This is a genomic window from Kitasatospora sp. NPDC023176 (assembly GCF_055560495.1).
This window is the reverse complement of sequence record NZ_JBVHIP010000002.1, coordinates 331,848-351,166: the sequence shown is the minus strand read 5'-3', so window position 1 is coordinate 351,166 and position 19,319 is coordinate 331,848. Positions and strand designations below refer to the sequence as shown.

The window sequence follows — 19,319 nt, the reverse complement described above, 5'->3', positions numbered from 1 at the left end:
GGGGCCTCCCGGTCGCGGGGCCGTTCCGCCGTCCCTGATCACAACCGCACGCGACCCGCCCGCACGGCGGCGCCGGTCCACCGGCGCGTCCGCCGCCCGTGAGCGTGAACCCGCGTGCCCAGCTTCGGAGATCACCCACGCCATGAAGACCGCCCCGACCCGTGTGACCCACCTGGCCGCCGTCGCCGCCGTGGCCGCCGCCACCGTGCTGGCCGCCGCCACGACCGCCTCCGCGCACGTCGTCATCGATCCGTCCAGCGTGCCCAGGAACGCCACCGACCAGACCTTCGCGTTCCGGGTGCCGGACGAGGACGACACCAAGAGCACGGTCACGGTGGAGATCGACTTCCCCGCCGACCACCCCGTCCCCTCGGCGATGGTCGCGCCGGTGCCCGGCTGGACCGACAAGATCACGACGACCAAGCTCGCCACCCCGATCCACACCGACGACGGGGACGTCACCGACGTGGTCTCGCAGATCGTCTGGACCGGCGGCCAGATCGCCCCCGGCCACTACCAGGACTTCCCCGTCGACCTCGGCGCGCTGCCCGAGGGCACCGACACGGTCGTCTTCAAGGCCCTCCAGACCTACAGCGACGGCACTGTGGTGCGCTGGATCGAGGAGCCCCAGGCCGGCCAGCCCGAGCCCAAGAACCCCGCCCCGGTGCTGCACCTCACGGCCGCGACCGCCGATGACGGGGACAGTACCGCCTCCGCGAGTGCCGCCCCCGGCACCAAGCCGGACCCGGCACCGAGGAGCAGCGCGCAGGCCACGCCGACGGCCACCGGGACCGCCACCGCGACCGCGAGCAGCGGCGACTCGACCGCCCGGGGCCTGGGCATCGCCGGCATCGTGGTCGGCGTCCTCGGCGCGGTGGCGGGCTTCCTGCTCGGCCGCCGCAACCGTACGGGCACCTCCGCGTAGCCCCCGGGGCCGGTACGGCAGGGAACCCGTACCGGCCCCCGGTCAGCCCGGCGGTCCGGTGGTGAGCGCCGTACCCGTGCGCGTGCGCAGGTGTACCGCCGTACGGCCGCTGCGGTGGGTGCTCACCAGGCCGGCCCCGCGCAGCGCGCCGAGGTGCTGGGAGACGGCGCTGGGGGTGACGCCGAGGCGGGTGGCGAGCTCGGGGGTGCTCAGCGGCTCGGCGAGTTCGGCGAGCAGCGCGGCCCGGGTGCGGCCGAGGACGGCGGCGAGGCCGGCCGAGGTCGGCCGGGGCTGTTCCCAGAGCAGGCCCACGCCGGCGGCCGGGTAGCGGATGGAGGCGGCGGTGCGCGGGGAGTAGTCGACGATGACGTCCGGCCAGCCGAAGACCGAGGGCATCAGCACCAGCCCGTGCCCGCCCGCCTCGACCGTCCACGCGGTGCCCGTACGGCGGCGCCCGTGCACCACCAACTGGCCCTCCCGCCAGGTCACATCGGCGTGCAGTTGGGCGAAGACGGCCTCCACTCCGCCGTCCACCAGGGCCATCGCCCGCTGACCGAGGTCCTTCTCCAGTACCGCCCGCATCCGCCCCCAGTGCGGGGCGACCAGCCGTTCGTGGCAGCGGGTCAGCGCGTCGGCGGTCCGCTCCAGCAGTTCCGCGGGCGCCGGGAGTTCCCCGGCCCGGGAGCCCAGGGCGGCCGCGCACTCGGCCGCGACGTACCCCGGGTCCGTCGCCCGCAGGCCGGCCGACTCGGCGTCGTACGCCGGCAGGCGCCGGTCCGGCACCGGGAACAGGAAGGCCGGCAGGCAGCCCTCGAGCAGCGCCCGCAGCAGGGGAAGGTCCGGCTCCGCCGCCAGCACCGGTTCCGCCTCGCGCACCCACGGCCGGTGCACCTGGTGCCCGCCGACCCCGAGCGCCGCCCGTACCCCGAGCACCGTCTCCGCCAGTGGTGACACCGCGAGCCGCACCCGGGCCACCTCGGCCGCCGACAGCCGGATCTCCACCGCCACGCTCGTCCCGCCCCCGATCGTTTAGCCGTGGCTGAACGATAGCCGAGCCCGGCCACCACCCCGCAGGCTGTCCGCCATGGAGTTCTTCACCTCGTACGACGGCACCGAGCTGGCCTTCCGCACCGTGGGCGACGGCCCGCCGCTGCTCTGCCTCCCCGGCGGCCCCGGCCGCGCCGCCGAGTACCTCGGCGACCTCGGCGGCCTGTCCGCCCACCGCACCCTGATCCTGCCCGACATCCGGGGCACCGGCGCCTCCGCGACGCCCGTCGACCCGGCCAGCTACCGGGTGGACCGCCTGGTGGCCGACGTCGAGGCGCTGCGCCGCCACCTCGGCCTCGACCGCGTCGACCTGCTCGGCCACTCCGCCGGCGGCAGCCTGGCCATGCTCCACGCCGCCGCCCACCCCGACCGGCTGACCAGCCTGACCCTGGTCGACCCGTCGTTCGCCGGCGTCGGCCTGCCCTCCGACACCGGAGTGCGGGAGGTGATCGCGGCCCGGGCCGGCGAGCCCTGGCACGCCGAGGCGGTGGCGGCGCACCGGCGGATGGTGACCGCGAACAGCTTCGCCGAGGCCGCGCCGTACCGGTTCGCCTTCGAGCCGCTGATGTACGGCCGCTGGGACGAGACCGCCCGCGCCCACGCCGCCGCCGACGCCGCCCAGCGCGCGCTGACCGTCAGCGAGCACTACTACCGGGACTACGCGCCCGACGCCGGGGACCTCCGGCGCCGCCTGGCCGCGCTGCCCTGCCCGACCCTGCTGCTGGTCGGCGAACTGGACCTGTGGCCCACCGCCCGGGCCGCCGCCGACGCCGCCCCGCTCTTCCCCGGGGCGGTGCTCACCGTCCAGCCGGGCGCCGGCCACTACCCGTGGCTGGACGACCCGGGGGCGTTCAGCGCCGCCGTCGAAGGCTTCCTCGCCGCGGCCGGCTGACGGCGGGCAGTCGTCAGCCCGGGCCGGGGCAGCTGTTCAGCCGGGCCCGGACGGCGTCGGCGTCCCGGTGCTGGAGGTCCTCCAGGATGGCGAGGCCGCTGGTCCAGGCGGCCCGGGCGGCCCCGGTGTCGCCGAGGGCGAGGTGGGTGTCGCCGAGGTGGGTGTGGATCTCGGCCTGGAGGAAGTAGTCGCCGATCCGCTGCCGCAGGCGCAGCGACTCCCGGTAGGCCGGGAGCGCCTCGTGGTACTCGCCGAGGTGGTGGTGGACGAAGCCGATGCTGTCCCAGATGGACGACTGGCCGGGCAGGTTGCCGGTGGCGCGGGCCAGTTCCAGGGCCTGCCGGCAGTAGGGGAGCGCCTGCCGCAGCTCGCCCTGCTGGGCGAGGTACCAGCCGATGCTGTTGAGGGCGAGGGCCTGCCCGGAGGGGTCGTCGATGGCCCGGAACAGCTCCAGGGCCCGGCGGGACTCGGCGACGGCCTCGGCGTTGGCCTGTTCCTCCCCGTGGGCGATGGCGAGGTCCAGCCGGGTCCGGCCCTGGCGCGGCCGGTCGCCGAGGGTGTCGAACAGGTCGAGGGCCAGGCGCAGTTCGCGCTGGGCCTCGGGCTGGCGGTCCTGGGAGCGGTGCACCTGGCCGAGCCAGCGGTGGGCGTGGGCCTGCCGGCCGAGGTCCCCGGTGCGTTCGGCGGCGGCCAACGCGGTCTCACTGGCCCGCTGCCACTGCTGCCACAGGCCCGACTTGAGCAGGTACGGCACCTGGGCGCCGACCAGCTGCCAGGCGTGGACGTCGCACCGGGCCCGGTGCGCGGTGTCGACGATCCGCTCCAGCACCGGCTGCTCCTCCCGGTACCAGGTGAGCGCCTGCCGCCGGTCGGCGAGGTCCTCGGGCGCCACCCCGGCGGCGGGCGGCGCGAGGCCGAGCGGCTGCCAGGCGGCGTCGTCCGCGTAGGCGAGGCAGGCCGCCCGGTGCGCGGTGTGGAGGTAGTGGTCGAGCATCCGCAGGGTCGTGTCGGCCTGGTCCGGCGGGGAGTCGAGGGCGGCGGCCTGTTCGGCGGCGTAGGCGCGCAGCAGGTCGTGGAAGGTGTACCGGTCCCGCTCCGGCGCGGTGATCAGGTGGGCCCGGTGCAGGTCCTCCAGCAGGGCGCGGGTCTCGGGCAGCGGCAGGCCCGCGAGGCTCGCGGCCGCCGCCGCGCTGATGTGCGGGCCGGGGTGCAGGCCGAGCAGCCGGAACAGCCGGGCGGCGCGCGGGGACAGCGCCCGGTACGACCAGGAGAGCACCACCCGGACGTCGGCGTGGCTGTCGCCGGCCGAGAGGAGGTCCAGGCGCACCCGGGAGTCGCGCAGTTCGCGGGCCCAGACGTCGAGCGGGGTGCCGGGGTGGTCGGCGGCCCGGGCGGCGGCGATGTTCAGTGCCAGCGGCAGCCGGGCGCACAGCTCGATCAGCTCGTCGGCCGCCTCCTGCTGCCCCGCGACGACGGCGGTGCCCAGGCGGCGGGCGAGGAGTTCACGCGCCTCGGCGGGGGAGAGCACGTCCAGGGGCAGCGGGACGGCGCCGTCCAGGGCGACCAGTCCGGGCAGTCGGTTGCGGCTGGTGACCACGACCAGGCAGGTGTCGGAGCCGGGCAGCAGCGGGCGGACCTGCTCCGCCTCGCGGACGTTGTCGAGGACGATCAGGGTCCGGGTGCCGGCCAGCCGGCTGCGCAGCAGCGCCAGTTGGCCGTCCGGGTCGGCGGGGACGCGCGGCGCCGGGACGCCGAGCGCGTCCAGGAAGCTGCGGGCCACGTCGGCGGCGTCGACCGGCGCCCGGGCCGGGTCGAAGCCGCGCAGGTTGGCGAACAGCTGGCCGTCGGGGAAGCGGTCGGCGACCCGGTGGGCGAAGTGCACGGCCAGGGTGGTCTTGCCCACGCCGGCGGTGCCGGCGATCGCCGAGATCACCACGGCGCCGCAGCCGGGCACGGCGTCGGTGCCGCCGCCGGGGGCGACGTCGGCCAGCAACTCGTCGAGCAGCCGCAGTTCCCGGGTGCGGCCGGTGAAGTGCCGGATGGCCATCGGCAGTTGCTGGGGGCTCGCGGTGCCGGGGGCGGGGCGCGGGACGGGCGGGGCCTGCACGGGCGCGTCCACCGGGGCGTCCGGTGTTCCGGGGTCCGTTGTTCCCGGGCCGGCGTCCCGGACGGCCGTCAGCCAGCGGGCGCGGGTGCCCGGGTCGAGGCCGAGCGCCTCGGCGAGCCGGACCACCGAGGACATCCGGGGCCGGCGCCCGCCCGCCTCCAGGGCGCTGATCGACCGGGCCGACACCCCGGAGCGGTCCGCGAGTTCGTCCTGGCTCCACCCCGCCGACAGGCGTCCCTCCCGCAACAGCGCGGCGAAAACAGCAGCCCCCACCCATGCCCCCTGGATCCCGTGCGAACCCGTGCCGTCGCCCTGCCCGTCCGACCCGGATCGCGAACGAGAGTAGCCCCCCACGGCCCAAGTGTCAGGTCAACGTCGGGTCAACGTCGTGGTCGGCGCCGCCGCGCGGCCGGGAGGATGAACGCCCGACGTGATCACACCGAGGAGGAACCCATGAACGCGCCCAGGCCCGTTCCGCGTCCGACGCGTCCGACCAGGGGCCTGGTCGGGGCGGTGGCGGGGGTGGTCGCCGTCGCGACGCTCGGCAGCGCCGGTGCCGTCGGGGCCTCGGCGGCCACCCCGTCGTCGGGCGGGCCGGCCCGTGCCGGAGCCGTCCTGGTCGAGGAGGTCCGGACGGCGGACGGGGTGCTCACCGTCGACCGGTCGAGCGAGCCGCCGCAGCCCGCCTCGGGCGGGGGGTGCCAAGGCATCGACCCGCAGGTCTGCTTCAGCGTCGACGGAAGCGGCTTCTTCGTGAACGAGATGACCAACAGCACCCACTACGGTTCGAGCACCTCGGCCGACATCCAGGTCAAGAGCCCGGCCGGGGTCGTGGTGGCGGAGTCGACGTTCTACGCGGTCGGCGGCAACTGGTACAACGTGACCTACGCGCCGAACTCCTACGTGGCCGGCGGCCGGTGGTGCGCCTTCGGCAACGCCAACGGCGGGGGGTACACCGGTACGTGCGTGGACGTGCACAACTGACCGGCGGGTCCGGCGGCGAGCCGCGGTCACGGGGGTGCCGCGGCTCGGGCGGGACCCTCCGAGCCGTGCGCCGAACCCGATTCCTCCGCTGGTCGAACGGTGTCATGCTGACGCCATGACAGATCGCATCGATACCGCCCCGGCTCGCGACGGGGTGCAGGACGGGGGCCGGCGGCGGGAGTTGGCGGCGGCGACGGTGGGATCGGTGGTCGAGTCCTTCGACTGGAACATCTACGCCGTGCTCGCGCCCTACTTCGCCGCCGACCTCTTCGGGCACGGCAAGAGCGGGGTCAGCGGGGTGCTCGCCGCGTACGCCACCTTCGCGGTCGGCTTCGGGGCCCGGCCGATCGGCTCCTATCTGATAGGCCGGCTCAGCGACACCCGGGGGCGGCGCTTCGCGCTCAGCCTCGGCATGGCCGTCATCGCCGTCGCCAGCCTGGGCCTGGCCGCGCTGCCGGGGCAGCGGACCATCGGCGTCTGGGCGGCGGTGCTGGCCGTGGTGGTGCGGGTGGTGCAGGGGCTGGCCTTCGGCGGAGAGGCGCCGAGCGTTGCCGCGTACGTGACCGAGACCGCCCCGCCCCGGCACCGCTTCGCGTTCAGCTCGGTCTCCTACGGCGGGATCATCCTGGGCTCGCTGCTGTCCTTCGGGGTGCTCACCACACTGATCCACACCCTCGGCAAGTCCGGCCTGGAGAACGGCGGCTGGCGCTGGGGCTTCGTGGTCGCCGCGCTGCTCGGGCTGGGCGCGGTGTGGGTGCGCCGGGCGGCGCCGGAGAGCGCCGAGTTCCACCGCGCCCGGGCCCGGGTGCGGCCGGGCGAGCGCCCGTCCTACCTGCGCACGCTGCGCGAGCACCGCTGGGCGGTGCTCACCGTCTTCCTCAACACCCTCGGCGGCACGGTCGGTTACTACTTCGCGCTGACCTACCTGCCGCAGTACGCCGCCGCCTACCACGTCATCGACAAGGAGCGGGCGGCCTCCTTCATGACGATCGTGCTGGCCGTCGTGCTGGTCACCATGCTGCTCACCGGCGCGGCCGCCGACCGCTTCGGCCTGCTGCCGGTGGCCCGGATCGGCTTCGGGCTGCCCGTCCCGCTGGTGGGGATCCTGCTGGCCGGGCTGCGCGGGGGCTGGCTGCCGTTCCAACTGGTGGCCCTGCTGCTGGGGATGATGGTGGCGACGGTGCTCGGCACCCTCAACGTGTTCACCGGCCTGCTGTTCCCGACCGAGGTGCGGGCGGTGGGCCTCGGCGTGGTCAACGCGGCCACCATCGCCGCGTTCGGCGGCACCTTCCCGCTGCTGGCCCAGTGGCTGGCCGACCGCGACGCCCTGGGGCTGATCCCGTTCTACGTCACGGTCTGCACGGCGGGGCCGGTGCTGGGCCTGCTGACGGCGATGCGGGTGCCCTCGTTCACCGCGGCCCTGCGGGAGGCGGAAGGCGAGGTTCAGCCGACGCCGGGAACCGCCTGACGGACGTTCACGTCCTGTGGTTGAGTGGTCCGGACCAAAGTCCGGAACGGGGAGGGGCGACTGTGGACGGCAACGGGCCGGACAGCTGGCTGATCGACGTGGACTTCGAGGAACTGCCGCAGGTGGACCTGCGGACCGACCGGGCGCACTCCGCGCGGGTCTACGACTACCTGCTCGGCGGGAAGACCAACTTCCCGGCGGACCGCGAGGTCGGTGACCGGGTGCTCGCGGACCTGCCCGCCGCCCGGGCCGGCGCCACCGCGGCCCGTGCGGTGATGCACCGGATGGTCCGCCGGCTGGCGGAGCAGCACGGCATCCGCCAGTTCCTGGACGTCGGCACCGGCATCCCCACGGCGCCGAACCTGCACGAGATCGCCCAGTCGGTGGACCCGGCCTGCCGGGTGGTGTACGTGGACAACGACCCGATCGTGCTGGCCCATTCGCGCGCCCTGCTCAGCAGCACCCCGCAGGGGCGCACCGCCTACGTCGAGGGCGACCTGCGCGATCCGGAGCGGTTCCTGGCCGATCCGGCGGTGGCCGCCACCCTGGACCTGACCCAGCCGGTCGCGCTGACGCTGATCAACGTCGTGCACTTCCTCTCCGACGAGGCCGCGCACCCGCCCGTCCGCAAGCTGCTGGACGCCCTGCCGGCCGGCAGCTTCCTCGCCCTGACCGCCGGTACGGCGGACAACGCGCCGGAGGCGACCAAGGCGGGCGTCCGGCGTTACGCGGAGGCGGGGATAGAGGTCCATGCGCGTCCGCTCGCCGGGGTGGAACGTTTCTTCGCCGGGCTGGAGCTGGACGAACCGGGCGTGGTGCTGATCAACCGCTGGCACCCGGAGCTGGGCGAGCCCACGGCCCAGGCCGACGATGAGGTCTCGGTGTACGGAGGCCTCGCCCGCAAGCCGTAGCGCTCCGCCGCCGGGGCCCGTGGCCCGTGGCCCGTCCAACTGGACGCGGACCACGGGCCACGGGCCCCGGTTGTTCTCAGGCCCCGCCCGTGGCGTCCCAGGCGGCCTCGATCATCCGGAAGACCTCGTCCACCGCGGCCTCCGGGTCCGCCGCCTCGCGCGCCAGCGAGAAGGCGCCGACCACGAACCTGGCGATCGCCCGGCAGGCCGTCGCGGACCGGGCCGGGGCGGGCCGGGCGGCGATTGCCGCGGCCAGCGACTCCGCGTGACGCAGCCTCATCGACTCCTCGTACTCCCGCAGGGCGGGTGACCCGTCGATCAGGCGCCAGATCGGGTCGGCACCCTCCGCGGTGCAGTGCCGCACCATGGCGTGGATCTCGCGGCGCAGTGCGGGGATGAGCGCCTCGCCGGGCGAGCGGTCGGTGACCGCCCTGGTGAGGCGCTGCTCGAAGTCCTGGTCCCGTTCGAACACCAGGGCCTCTTTCGAGGCGAAGTGGGAGAAGACCGTGGTGACGGCGACGTCGGCCTCGGCGGCCACCTCGCGGATGCCCACCTCGTCGTATCCGCGTTCCAGGAAGAGCCGCAGGGCGGTGTCGGCGATCTTCTGACGGGTCGCGGCCTTCTTGCGCTCACGGCGGCCGGTCGGCTCGGTCATGCGGTGATGCTACCAGGGAGGAAAATGCAACTGTTCCAAAACACTAACCGTTAGTGTTACGGTCGACGGCATGAAGAAAGTGAGCTTCGCCGAGTTCGGCGGCCCGGACGTCCTGCAACTCATCGATGCAGAGGAGCCCCACGCGGGCCCCGGCCGGATCCGCGTCGCCGTACGGGCGGCCGGGGTGAACCCCGTGGACTGGAGGCTCCGCGAGGGCCAGGTGCTGGGAGCCCATCCGCTCCGGCTGCCCGCCGGCGTCGGGCTGGACGCCGCCGGGGTGGTGGACGAGGTGGGCGAGGGGGTCGCGGGCGTCGCGATCGGCGACCACGTGTTCGGCGAAGGCGCCGACACCTACGCCGAGTTCGCCGTGCTCTCCGCCTGGGCCCGGATGCCCGAGGGGCTGAGCTTCGAGGAGGCGGCGGGATACCCCTCCGTGGTGGAGACGGCGCTGCGCGTCATCGGCGAGGTCGGGGTGCTCCCCGGGCAGACCCTGCTGGTCAGCGGCGCGTCCGGTGGGGTCGGATCGGCGGTGCTGCAGATCGCCCGCGAGCGCGGCATCGCGGTGATCGGTACGGCCGGGGCCGGGAACCAGGACTACCTGCGCGGCCTGGGCGCCACCGCCACGACGTACGGCGCGGGCTGGGTGGAGCGGGTGCGCCGGCTCGGCCGGGTCGACGCCGCCCTCGACCTGGCCGGCTCCGGAGTGATCCGCGAACTCGTCGACCTGACCGGCGATCCGCGGAAGGTGGTCTCCATCGCCGACCTCGCCGCGCCCGAACTCGGCGTCCGCTTCTCCGGTGTGGCCGGGAGCGTACCGGCGGCGCTCGCCGAGGCCGCCGACCTGATCGCGCGCGGAAAGCTGCACATCCCGGTCGACGCCTCGTACCCCCTGGCCGAGGCCGCGACCGCGCACATCGACAGCCGGGCCGGCCACACCCGCGGGCGCAGGGTGATCGTCGTCTGAGCGGCCCGGCAGTGATACGCCGACCGGCCGTCACTGTGCCATGGTGAGCCCCGCCGCTCCGGCGCCGCGGCTGAGCACCACCGTGCGGATGTGGTCCAGCGCGCGGGCCCAGTCGGCGCGGCCGGGGTCGCGGCGGACGGCCGCACGCAGGTCGAGCACGCGGTAGGGCGGGCCGAGGTCGGTGATCTGGGGGACGAACTCGGCCCGGCCGACCGTCCACCGCTGCCCGGGGCCGGCGGGCGGGCTGACGGTGAAGCGGGCGAGCGAACTCCAGTTGCCGCGCGGGTCCTCGGCGCCGTCGTAGGTGAACATGTGCCCGGCGAGCTGGTCGCCGAGACCGTAGACCGTCCAGGTGTCGCCGATCTTCTCGTAGGCCTGCGGGATGTGGGCGTGGGTGCCGAGGATCAGGTCGACGTCGGGCCGGCCCGGGCCCTGGCCGGCCGCGGACAGTTCGCGGGCCAGGGTGAGCTGTTGCTCGTTCGGGGTGTCCTGCCACTCGGTGCCCCAGTGGATGCTGACCACCACGAGGTCCGCGCCGTCCGCCCGGGCGGCGCGGGCGTCGGCGAGGATCCGGTCCCGGTCGATCAGGTTGACGGCCCAGGGCTCGCCCTTCGGCAGCGGGATGCCGTTGGTGCCGTAGGTGTAGGCGAGTTGGGCCACCGTCGCGCCGCCCGCGTGCAGCAGTGCGGGCCGGCCGGCCTCCTCGGCGGTGCGGGCGGAGCCGGTGTGGGCGAGGCCGACGGCGTCCATCGCGTCCAGGGTGCGGCGGATGCCGGCCGGGCCGTCGTCCAGGGTGTGGTTGGACGCGGTGTCGCAGGCGGTGTACCCGGCGTCCTTGAGCGCCTTGGCGACCTGCGGCGGGGACTTGAAGGCCGGGTACCCGGTGTACGGGCCGCCGTCGGCGCCGTAGACGGTCTCCATGTGGCAGATCGCCAGGTCGGCGCCGCTGATCAGCGGTTTGACGGCGGCCAGCATGGCGGTGAAGTCGTAGCCGGCGCCGCCGCCGTCCTCCTTGGCCTGCTGGATGATCTCGGTGTGCGGGAGGACGTCGCCGGTGGCGACCAGGGTGAACGCCCGCGGGCCGGTCGGGCTCGGGGTCGGGCTCGGGGCGGCGGAGGCCGGTGGCCCGGGCGGCTGCGGGGCGCCGCAGCCGGGGAGGGCGAGCAGCAGGGCGAGGGCCGTGACGGCGGTCCGCCGGCGAGGCAGGGTCATGGTCGGCTCGTCTCACGATCGGACGGTGTGATCAACCCTCCGACTATGCGGGCCGCCGATCCGGCGACCGTCCGCCCCACGCCCGCAGGTCACCCGGGGGGCCGCCGGGCGGAATCCGGTGACCATGTGTCACCCCCTGTACACGGTCCGCGCCATGTGCTGACATATCCACGTCAAAACAAGTCGGGGTCGCGGGCAGTGCACCCGGACCGGCACCGCGCCGTCCTCCCGGCTCCACGGACGATCGAAGGGGAAGCCCATGCTGCTCCGCACCCTGGCGGCTGCCGCCGCCGTCTCCGCCGCCCTGCTCGGCTCCTCGACCTTCGGCGGCGGCCCGCTGCCGACCCCGCCGGACCGGATCGTCATCGACGTCGCGACCGTCAACGGCTCCGGCTGCCCGGCCGGAACAGCGGCCGTCGCCGTCTCCCCGGACAACACCGCATTCACCGTCACCTACAGCAGCTACCTCGCCCAGGTGGGAGTGGGCTCCAAGCCGACCGACTTCCGGAAGAACTGCCAGCTCGACCTGCGGGTGCACGTCCCGCAGGGCTTCACCTACGCCATCGCCTCCGCCGACTACCGCGGCTTCGCCCACCTGGAGAACGGTGCGAGCGGCACCGAGCGGGCCAACTACTACTTCCAGGGGGACTCGGAGACCACCTACCAGAGCCACCGCTTCGACGGGTTCACCGATGACAACTGGCAGACCACCGACACCGTCGACGTCGCCGCCCTGGTCTTCGCCCCCTGCGGCGAGGAGCGCAACTTCAACATCAACACCGAACTGCGGGTCGCGGGTGGCACCTCCGACCAGGCCCACACCACCAGCTTCATGACGATGGACTCGACGGACGGCAGCATCAACACCACGTACCACCTCGCCTGGAAGCAGTGTCCCTGACCCCTGAGCCCGTCCCGGCCCCGGCGGAGCCCCGGCCGCCGGGGCCGGGACGTGTCCGTGGCCGCTTCAGGCGGCTTCAGGCCGCTTCGCGCGGGGGTAGCCACCGGGTGATCCGGTCGAACAGCTCGGTCAGCGGCTCGCCGACCTCCCGGCCGAACTCGGTCAGCCCGTAGCTGACCTGGGGCGGCGTCGAAGGCTCGACCTTCCGCCAGACCAGGCCGTCCTGGACCAGGGCCCGCAGGGTCTGGGCGAGCATCTTCTCGCTGATGCCGTGGATGCTCTCGCGCAGCTCGTAGAACCGGAGGTCGTTGCGGCGCAGGGAGATCAGCACCCAGGTGCCCCATCTGCTGGTCACGTGGTCGACCACGTCGCGGGCGGGGCAGTCGGTGTGAAACACGTCATACCGGGCCACGGTCTCAACCCGACTGTGCTGGAAGCCTTCTGTCACGTCATGAGCTTACCCGGAGGTATGTCCTTACGAAGAGTTAGTCCGCACTTCTAGCGTGTGGACCACCCAAGGACGACATCCGACGAGGAGCTGGTCATGATCGTGGTGACCGGGGCGACCGGGAACATCGGCCGACCGCTGACCCAGGCACTGGCCGAGGCGGGCGAGCAGGTGACGGCGGTGTCGCGGCGTGCGGCGCCGGTGCCGCACGGCGTCCGCCACCTGGCGGCAGACCTGTCCCGGCCGGCCGGGCTCAGGCCCGCGCTGGCCGGGGCGAAGGCGCTGTTCCTCCTGCTGTCCGGCGACCTGCACGCCACCGGGGCCGACCCGGCCGAGCTGATCGGCGAGGCCGTGGCCAGTGGGGTCCGCCGGGTCGTCCTGCTCTCCACCCAGGGCGTGGTGACCAGGCCCTTCGGTGCGACCCGGATCGCGATGCGCGCTCTGGAGGACACCCTGCGCGAGTCCGGCCTGGAGTGGGCCGTGCTCCGGCCGGGCGGCTTCGCCTCCAACGCCCTGTGGTGGGCCGAGTCCGTCCGCGAACACCGGCTCGTCGCCGCGCCCTTCGGCGACGTCGGCGTGCCGGTCGTCGACCCGGCGGACATCGCCGCCGTCGCGGCGGCCTGCCTGCTGGACGACCGGCACACCGGCGGCGTCTACGAGCTGACCGGCCCGGAGGTGATCACCCCGCGCCGGCAGGCGGAGGCCATCGCCGCCGCGCTCGGCTCGCCGGTGACGTTCCACGAACTCACCCGCGAGGAGGCCAGGTCCGCCATGAGTCAGGGCATGCCGGCGGAGCTGGCCGACGACACCCTGGACATCATCGGCGCCCCGAACCCGGCCGAACTGCGGATCAGCCCGGACGTCCAGAAGGTCCTCGGCCGCGCCCCGCGCCTCTTCGCCGACTGGGCCGCGCGCAACATCGCCGCGTTCCGCTGAGCAGTGAGGAGCGCCCGTACGGCCGTCGGGGGAGTCCGTACGGGCGCTCCGATCGGGGGCCGGGTGAACTCGTCCGACGTCAAGGTGCATTGACGGGTCGTTGAAAAGCCATCGCCTTTACATGCTCATGTCGCTAAAGTGCTGCGGATCCCGAACCCCCACTCGGTAGGCGGAGCACCATGACGATCGCACGCAGGTCCATCCTCAAGGGCACGTCGGCGGCCGGGGCCGCCCTGGTCGGCGCGGGCGCCGCCGCCGGGCCGGCCGCGGCGGACGACGGGGCGGCGGACCCACCGGCGAGCCCGCTGCTGCAGGCCCGCCCACACCGGATCGGCGCGCCCGGAGTGAGCGGCCTGCACCTGCAGTTCGGTACCGACCCCGCCACCGAGATGACCGTCTCCTGGATCAGCCCGCAGTCCGTCCGCCGCCCGCAGGTCCGCCTCGGCTCACCCGACGGCGGCCCCGGTACGGCGGTCGACGCCGAGACCCGCAGCTATCGCGACGCCCTCGGCAAGGACGAGGTCTACGTCCACCACGCCCGGCTCACCGGCCTGCGCCCGGCCACCACCTACCTCTACAGCGCCGGACACGACGGCGCGAACCCCGAGACCGGCAGCTTCACCACCGCCCCGCGCGGCCGCACCCCCTTCACCTTCACCAGCTTCGGCGACCAGGCCACCCCCAACCTGCGCCGCCGACTGGTCTTCCCGGACGGCATGCCCTCGCCACTGGGCAAGTACCCGGTGTACACGAGCAGCCAGGTCGGCACGCCGCACGCCGCCGACATCGTCGCCGCCGTCGAACGCGTCGGCCCGCTGTTCAACCTGGTCAACGGCGACCTCTGCTACGCCTCCTACAGCGGCCGGCACGGCCAGAGCCGCACCGCCACCTGGGCCGACTGGTTCATCAACAACAGCCGCTCGGCCCGGCTGCGCCCCTGGATGCCCTGCGCCGGCAACCACGAGAACGAGGGCGGCAACGGCCCGATCGGCGCCGCCGGCTACCAGACCTACTTCACCCTCCCCGACTCCACCGCCGACCGCGACCAGGAGACCCGCGGCATGTGGTACGCCTTCACGGTCGGCTCGGTGCGGTTCATCAGCCTCGCCAACGACGACGTGGCCATCCAGAACTCCGGCGAAACCTACCTGCGCGGCTACTCCGACGGCGCCCAGCAGCGCTGGCTGGAAAGGGAGTTGCGCACGGCCCGGAGCAGCCGGGCGATCGACTGGATCGTGGTCTGCATGCACCACCCGATGATCTCCAGCTCCCGGCACGGCGCCGGCAGCGACCTCGGCGTGCGCGAGGCCTGGGGCCCGCTGTTCGACGCCTACGGGGTCGACCTCGTGGTCAGCGGCCACGAGCACTACTACGAGCGCTCCCACCCCGTCCGCGGCACCCTGCCCAACGACACCCGCACCCCGGTGCCCACCGGCACCGACCCCCGGGTGGCCGACACCGGCCTCGGCACCGTCCACATGGTCATCGGCGCCGGGGGGAACGCCGCCACCACCCAGGACGACCTGTTCGAACGGCCCCAGGGCCGGGTGGTCATCGGTCTGGAGGACAAGCCCGCCCCGGGCGCGCCGTACCGGGAGTCGGTCTGGCTCACCGAGGACGCCCCCTGGGCCGCCTACCAGGACCGCACCCACACCCACGGCTTCGCCGCCTTCGAGGTCGACCCCGGCGACCGGCGCGGGGGCACCACCACGATGCGGGTCACCTACTACACCTTCGACGGCCCGTACGGGGACCTCACCCCCGTCGACACCTTCACCCTGCACCGGCGCCGCACCGACGGGCGCGGCTGACCCCCCGGCGGACGGGGAACGGCCCCCCGCCTCTCGCCGCCGGGGGGCTCAGCCCAGCACGCCGGTGAGCGCGCGGACGAGGACGGTGTCGAACCGGTCGCGCTGGTCACGGGGATCGCCCCCGGCCGGGGGCGCGGCGAGCAGGGCGGAGACGCGGGGGTGGTTGCCGACGGCCGCGACGTGGCGCCGGTAGCCGGCCCGGTGCCGCACGCCGGCGTCCGAGGCGGCCGTCTCGTTCCGGACGAACAGGGCGGTCAGGCCGCTGAGGAGGGCGAACGCCTCGACCTTGCGGCCGTCCCCAGCGGCGCGGCGGGACTGAAGGTCCTGCGCCACCTGCGCCTGGCCCGCCTGCCCGCTTCGCCACCCGTGACCTCTGGGCCGCCTACGCCGGTGAACTCCGCGCGTTGGCGGACGGCGCGGCTTCGTCCGCCGGCCGACGGCCGTCCGTCCGTCCGTCGCGAGCTGACCCCGGCGCCGGGCTCCTCGTCCTCCGACAGTCGCGGAGCCAGAGCCAGAGCCAGAGCCAGAGGGCGAGCCAGAGCAGGGGCCGGAGCCGGAGCCAGGCCCGCCGTGCCGCACGCCGCCGGAGCAGGGATCGGCGGCGGCCCTGCCGGGTGTCATCCGGCGGTCGGGGGCGGGTCCGGGGCGGTCGCGCCCTCCGGGGTGCCCGGACCGGTGGCGCCGGGCGCTGTGCCCTTCTGGGCGTCGCGGCACGTCGTGCACGTGTTCCAGTACGGCCACGGCCGGCCGTCGTCGGTGGTCCGGTGGGGCGCGACGGTCATGTCGGAGGTGTCCAGGCCGCACAGGGTGAGCGGGCCGCAGACGCCGGAGGCGCCCACCGGGGCGGTGTGCGCGAGGCGCACGGGGTTCTCCGGGTCGGCCGGCTCGTGGTCGGGGCCGAGGAGCCGGACATTGGTCGGAGTGTCGGGTTCGAGCACGATGACGGTGTCCATCCCATCAACGTCGCCGCAGAACCCCTACGTTGCACGCGCAGAGCGGCATCCGGACCAGTCGGCGGTGGATCCGGAAGCCTCGCCGATGCCCTGGGGCCCACGGACGCAGCCGTGGGCCCCAGGGCATCGGGGCGCTCCGACCGGGTTCAGCGCCGGAACAGGCCGGTGAGCACGTCCCACCAGCCGCGCCGCTGCGCCGGGACGGCGGCGGCCGGGGAGGCGGGTGCGGCCTGGGCGGCCGCCGCCCGCTGGGCCGCCTCCAGGGCGCGGGCGGCCAGCTCCCGTTCCTCCTTCGCCCGCTCGGCCTCGGCGACCGACTCCGGGTCGGGCTCGATCTCGTGCGCGGTGAACTCCACCGGCAGCGCCGTGAGATGGCGCGAGATCCAGGCGGAGCTCCAGGTCAGCTCCTCCTCGGGGACGGCCAGGCGGAGGTCCGGGAGCAGGGTGAGCAGGATGTCGATGCCGGCCTCGGCGACGTGCCGGCCGATGTCCTGGCCGGGGCACTCGTGCGGCCCGGCCCCGAAGGACAGGTGGGAGCGGTTGCCGTACAGCGGGGTGGCGAGGTCGGGCCGGATCACCGGGTCGACGTTGCCCGCGGCGAGGCCGAGCAGCAGGAGGTCCCCGGCCTGGATCTGCTGGCCGCCCAGCTCGGTGTCGGTGGTCGCCCAGCGCCCGGCGACCAGGGACATCGGCGGGGAGTCCCAGAGCACCTGGTCGAGCGCCTCGCCCAGGGTCATCTGACCGCCGGACAGGTGGGCGCGGAAGCGCGGGTCGGTGAGCACCATCTTCAGCGAGTCGGCGATCAGGTTGACGGTCGTCTCGTTGGCGGCCAGCAGCACCACCCGCAGGTGCTCCATCACCTCGTCGTCGGTGAGCCTGGCCGGGTGGGCGAGCAGCCGGCTGGTGAGGTCGTCGCCGGGGGACTCGTGCTTGATCGCGATGGTGCGTCGCAGGCTGGCCACCACGTACTCGTTGCTGGCGATCGCCGTCTCGGTGCCCTTCATCAGGTCCCGTGCGGCGTTGACGAGTTGGGGGCCGTACTCGTCCGGCATGCCGAGCAGCTTGGTCATCACCAGCATCGGCAGGTGCTCGGCGAACTGGGTGATCAGCTCGGCCCGGCCGGTCGGCCCGACCACCTGGACCAGGTCGGTGGTGAAGCGGCGGACGTGACGGCGGATGCCGCGCCGGTCGAAGCCGTTCAGGCCGTCCAGCACGGCGTTGCGCAGCCGGCGGTGCTCCTCGCCGTCGGCGAACACGCAGATCGGCTGCCAGGCGACCACCGGCAGCAGCGGGGAGTCGGGCGGGACTTCGTCGTTGCGGAAGGCGCTCCACAGCCGGGAGTCGCGGGAGAACAGCGAGGGGGTGCGCATCGCGGTGATGTTGGCGCCGTGGCCGAGGATCAGCCAGGCCCGCTGGTCGCCGTGCAGCAGCACGGGAGCGACGTCGCCGTGTTCGGCGCGCAGCTTCTCGTACAGGCCCGCCGGGTCGGCCTCGGCTTCCGGGCCGTACAGCCGGCGCAGTCCGCCGGGGCCGATCGGCTCGACCGCGCGCCCGTGGGCGGGGCAGCCGGGCGGCGGGACGGGGGCGGCGTCGTCGGGGAACGGGGTGGTCACGGGGTCTCCGGTCGCGAGGTTCGGAATCGGAACGCGGGGTTCGGAATCGGAAGGGGTCGGGGGAGGGGCGGCGGGGGTCAGCCGGCGGGCGGCGCGGCCAGTTCGTAGAGGTAGCGCATCAGCGTCATCAGGGTGTCCCGGCTGGACTCCCGGCTGCGGGCGTCACAGGCGATGATCGGCACCTCGGACGGCAGGTCGAGCGCCTGGCGCAGCTCGTCCAGCGGGTAACTGGGCGCCTCCGGGAAGCCGTTGACGGCGACCACGAAGGGCACGCCGCGGTCCTCCAGCCGCCCGATCACCTCGAAGCTGACCTCCAGCCGGCGGGTGTCCACCAGTACCACCGCGCCGAGCGCCCCCTCGAACAGGCCGTTCCAGAGGAACCAGAACCGCTCCTGCCCGGGGGTGCCGAAGACGTACAGCACGAGCTTGTCGCTGATGCTGATCCGGCCGAAGTCCATGGCGACGGTGGTGGAGGTCTTGCGTTCGACCCCGGTGGGGTCGTCGACGCCGACCCCGGCCTGGGTCATGGTCTCCTCGGTGGTCAGCGGGCGGATCTCGCTGACCGCGCCGACCAGGGTGGTCTTGCCGACCCCGAAGCCGCCGACGATCACCACCTTGACCGCCGTGGTGACGGTGTCCGGCAGCAGGTCTGCGCTCGCCGGTCCGACGACCGTGTCAGAGCCGCTGAAGTCCATGGATCACCGCCTCCAACAGGGCACGGTCGGGGAGTTCCGCCGTGGGCACGGCGGCGCGGGCCTCGATCCGCCCGTCGTCGAGCAGGTCCGCCAGCAGGACGGTGACCACGCTCGTGGGCAGTTCGAGGTAGGCGGAGACCTCCGCCACCGACAGCGGCGAGCGGCACAGGCGCAGGATGGCCGCGTGCTCGGGCTGCATGGCAGGAGTCGGTTCCGCGAGGGAGACGATCAGGGTGACCAGGTCGAAGACGCCCGGCCCGGAGGGGCCGCTGCGGCCGCGGGTGATCACGTACAGGCGATCGGGGTCGGGTCCGTCCCAGCCGCCCTGCTCGGCGGTCATGTCACTGCCTCACTGCGCTCGTTCATGTGCCCGCCCGGGCGTCGGGTCCGCTCGTGGGCCGGTTCACGCGACCGCCTCCGGGTTGCGCGGCGGGGTGGAGAGGTGCTCGCCGATCCGGTCCACCAGGTCGCGCATCTGGTGGCTGACCAGCCCGGCGTCCACGCCCTCGTCGGCGAGCACGGCGAGGTAGGCGCGGTCACCGGCCGACATCAGGTAGAAGTAGCCGCCGTCCACCTCGATGACGACCAGCTTCATCGCGCCGTTGCCGTGCGGGAACTCGTGCCCGACGGCGGCGGCCAGGCTCTGCAGGCCGGCGCAGGCGGCGGCCAGCCGGTCGGCGGTGTCCGGGTCGGCGCCGTACTGGGCGATCCGCAGGCCGTCGGCGGAGAGCACGATGACGTGGCGCACGTACGGGACGCTGTGTGCGAGGTCGTTGAGGATCCAGTCCATGTTGCTG

The 19,319-nt window shown here is 74.3% G+C and carries 20 protein-coding genes; 9 read left to right on the top strand and 11 right to left on the bottom strand.

Going from position 1 to position 19,319, the window contains the following annotated elements; genetic code table 11:
- The first annotated feature begins 142 nt into the window (after nucleotides 1–142).
- Nucleotides 143–925: a YcnI family copper-binding membrane protein gene (locus ACZ3YL_RS05715; RefSeq protein ID WP_188305284.1), complete on the top strand. Its 783-nt coding sequence runs from the start codon at nucleotides 143–145 to the stop codon at nucleotides 923–925.
- A 42-nt stretch (nucleotides 926–967) separates the two neighbouring features.
- Here the strand turns inward: ACZ3YL_RS05715 and ACZ3YL_RS05710 are convergent, their stop codons facing one another.
- Nucleotides 968–1,933, bottom strand: coding sequence for an ArsR/SmtB family transcription factor (locus ACZ3YL_RS05710; RefSeq protein ID WP_465655658.1), 966 nt, complete (start codon nucleotides 1,931–1,933; stop codon nucleotides 968–970).
- 76 nt (nucleotides 1,934–2,009) lie between these two features.
- On the opposite strand from ACZ3YL_RS05710, the gene ACZ3YL_RS05705 reads away from it, so the two are divergent.
- A complete protein-coding gene (locus tag ACZ3YL_RS05705; RefSeq protein WP_188305285.1) occupies nucleotides 2,010–2,864 on the top strand; it encodes an alpha/beta fold hydrolase in 855 nt (284 codons plus the stop codon).
- A gap of 13 nt (nucleotides 2,865–2,877) precedes the next feature.
- Here the strand turns inward: ACZ3YL_RS05705 and ACZ3YL_RS05700 are convergent, their stop codons facing one another.
- Nucleotides 2,878–5,244 carry an ATP-binding protein gene (locus tag ACZ3YL_RS05700; RefSeq protein ID WP_465655656.1) on the bottom strand — a complete coding sequence of 789 codons (2,367 nt, stop codon included), beginning with the start codon at nucleotides 5,242–5,244 and terminating at the stop codon, nucleotides 2,878–2,880.
- Nucleotides 5,245–5,424: 180 nt separating this feature from the next.
- Between ACZ3YL_RS05700 and ACZ3YL_RS05695 the strand changes: the two genes are divergently transcribed.
- The 3 genes from ACZ3YL_RS05695 (at nucleotide 5,425) to ACZ3YL_RS05685 (ending at nucleotide 8,334) form a co-directional block, all read left to right on the top strand.
- A complete protein-coding gene (locus ACZ3YL_RS05695) occupies nucleotides 5,425–5,955 on the top strand; it encodes a hypothetical protein (protein ID WP_188305287.1) in 531 nt (176 codons plus the stop codon).
- A gap of 115 nt (nucleotides 5,956–6,070) precedes the next feature.
- Nucleotides 6,071–7,423 (top strand): MFS transporter, encoded by a 1,353-nt coding sequence (locus ACZ3YL_RS05690; RefSeq protein ID WP_465655653.1) that lies wholly within the window; start codon nucleotides 6,071–6,073, stop codon nucleotides 7,421–7,423.
- 62 nt (nucleotides 7,424–7,485) lie between these two features.
- Nucleotides 7,486–8,334 carry an SAM-dependent methyltransferase gene (locus ACZ3YL_RS05685; RefSeq protein ID WP_411292967.1) on the top strand — a complete coding sequence of 283 codons (849 nt, stop codon included), beginning with the start codon at nucleotides 7,486–7,488 and terminating at the stop codon, nucleotides 8,332–8,334.
- Between the two features lie 76 nt (nucleotides 8,335–8,410).
- Here ACZ3YL_RS05685 and ACZ3YL_RS05680 read toward each other — a convergent pair whose 3' ends face one another.
- Entirely contained in the window at nucleotides 8,411–8,989 is a 579-nt protein-coding gene (locus tag ACZ3YL_RS05680) for a TetR/AcrR family transcriptional regulator (RefSeq protein ID WP_465655651.1), read from the bottom strand.
- A gap of 70 nt (nucleotides 8,990–9,059) precedes the next feature.
- On the opposite strand from ACZ3YL_RS05680, the gene ACZ3YL_RS05675 reads away from it, so the two are divergent.
- Complete coding sequence (locus tag ACZ3YL_RS05675) at nucleotides 9,060–9,953, top strand: NADP-dependent oxidoreductase (RefSeq protein WP_465655649.1); 894 nt, start codon at nucleotides 9,060–9,062, stop codon at nucleotides 9,951–9,953.
- A gap of 30 nt (nucleotides 9,954–9,983) precedes the next feature.
- Here the strand turns inward: ACZ3YL_RS05675 and ACZ3YL_RS05670 are convergent, their stop codons facing one another.
- Nucleotides 9,984–11,165 (bottom strand): CapA family protein, encoded by a 1,182-nt coding sequence (locus ACZ3YL_RS05670; protein ID WP_465655647.1) that lies wholly within the window; start codon nucleotides 11,163–11,165, stop codon nucleotides 9,984–9,986.
- Between the two features lie 259 nt (nucleotides 11,166–11,424).
- Between ACZ3YL_RS05670 and ACZ3YL_RS05665 the strand changes: the two genes are divergently transcribed.
- On the top strand, nucleotides 11,425–12,066 hold the full coding sequence (locus tag ACZ3YL_RS05665) for a DUF4360 domain-containing protein (RefSeq protein WP_188305292.1): 642 nt from the start codon (nucleotides 11,425–11,427) through the stop codon (nucleotides 12,064–12,066).
- A 76-nt stretch (nucleotides 12,067–12,142) separates the two neighbouring features.
- Here the strand turns inward: ACZ3YL_RS05665 and ACZ3YL_RS05660 are convergent, their stop codons facing one another.
- Nucleotides 12,143–12,514, bottom strand: coding sequence for a winged helix-turn-helix transcriptional regulator (locus ACZ3YL_RS05660; RefSeq protein WP_188305293.1), 372 nt, complete (start codon nucleotides 12,512–12,514; stop codon nucleotides 12,143–12,145).
- Between the two features lie 96 nt (nucleotides 12,515–12,610).
- Between ACZ3YL_RS05660 and ACZ3YL_RS05655 the strand changes: the two genes are divergently transcribed.
- On the top strand, nucleotides 12,611–13,450 hold the full coding sequence (locus ACZ3YL_RS05655; RefSeq protein ID WP_465655644.1) for an SDR family oxidoreductase: 840 nt from the start codon (nucleotides 12,611–12,613) through the stop codon (nucleotides 13,448–13,450).
- Nucleotides 13,451–13,629: 179 nt separating this feature from the next.
- Nucleotides 13,630–15,261: a purple acid phosphatase family protein gene (locus ACZ3YL_RS05650; protein ID WP_465655642.1), complete on the top strand. Its 1,632-nt coding sequence runs from the start codon at nucleotides 13,630–13,632 to the stop codon at nucleotides 15,259–15,261.
- Between the two features lie 48 nt (nucleotides 15,262–15,309).
- Here ACZ3YL_RS05650 and ACZ3YL_RS05645 read toward each other — a convergent pair whose 3' ends face one another.
- The 6 genes from ACZ3YL_RS05645 to ACZ3YL_RS05620 form a co-directional block, all read right to left on the bottom strand.
- Nucleotides 15,310–15,594, bottom strand: coding sequence for a hypothetical protein (locus tag ACZ3YL_RS05645; protein ID WP_188307137.1), 285 nt, complete (start codon nucleotides 15,592–15,594; stop codon nucleotides 15,310–15,312).
- 284 nt (nucleotides 15,595–15,878) lie between these two features.
- Nucleotides 15,879–16,214 (bottom strand): hypothetical protein, encoded by a 336-nt coding sequence (locus tag ACZ3YL_RS05640; protein ID WP_465655640.1) that lies wholly within the window; start codon nucleotides 16,212–16,214, stop codon nucleotides 15,879–15,881.
- 146 nt (nucleotides 16,215–16,360) lie between these two features.
- Entirely contained in the window at nucleotides 16,361–17,827 is a 1,467-nt protein-coding gene (locus ACZ3YL_RS05635; RefSeq protein ID WP_188307135.1) for a cytochrome P450, read from the bottom strand.
- A 77-nt stretch (nucleotides 17,828–17,904) separates the two neighbouring features.
- The gene (locus ACZ3YL_RS05630; protein ID WP_188307134.1) at nucleotides 17,905–18,522 is read right to left on the bottom strand and encodes a GTP-binding protein; all 618 of its coding nucleotides are present in this window, start codon (nucleotides 18,520–18,522) and stop codon (nucleotides 17,905–17,907) included.
- A complete protein-coding gene (locus tag ACZ3YL_RS05625) occupies nucleotides 18,503–18,862 on the bottom strand; it encodes a DUF742 domain-containing protein (protein WP_188307133.1) in 360 nt (119 codons plus the stop codon). The genes ACZ3YL_RS05630 and ACZ3YL_RS05625 overlap by 20 nt, the downstream gene beginning before the upstream one ends.
- A 63-nt stretch (nucleotides 18,863–18,925) precedes the next feature.
- Nucleotides 18,926–19,312, bottom strand: coding sequence for a roadblock/LC7 domain-containing protein (locus tag ACZ3YL_RS05620; protein WP_188307139.1), 387 nt, complete (start codon nucleotides 19,310–19,312; stop codon nucleotides 18,926–18,928).
- Nucleotides 19,313–19,319 lie beyond the last annotated feature (7 nt).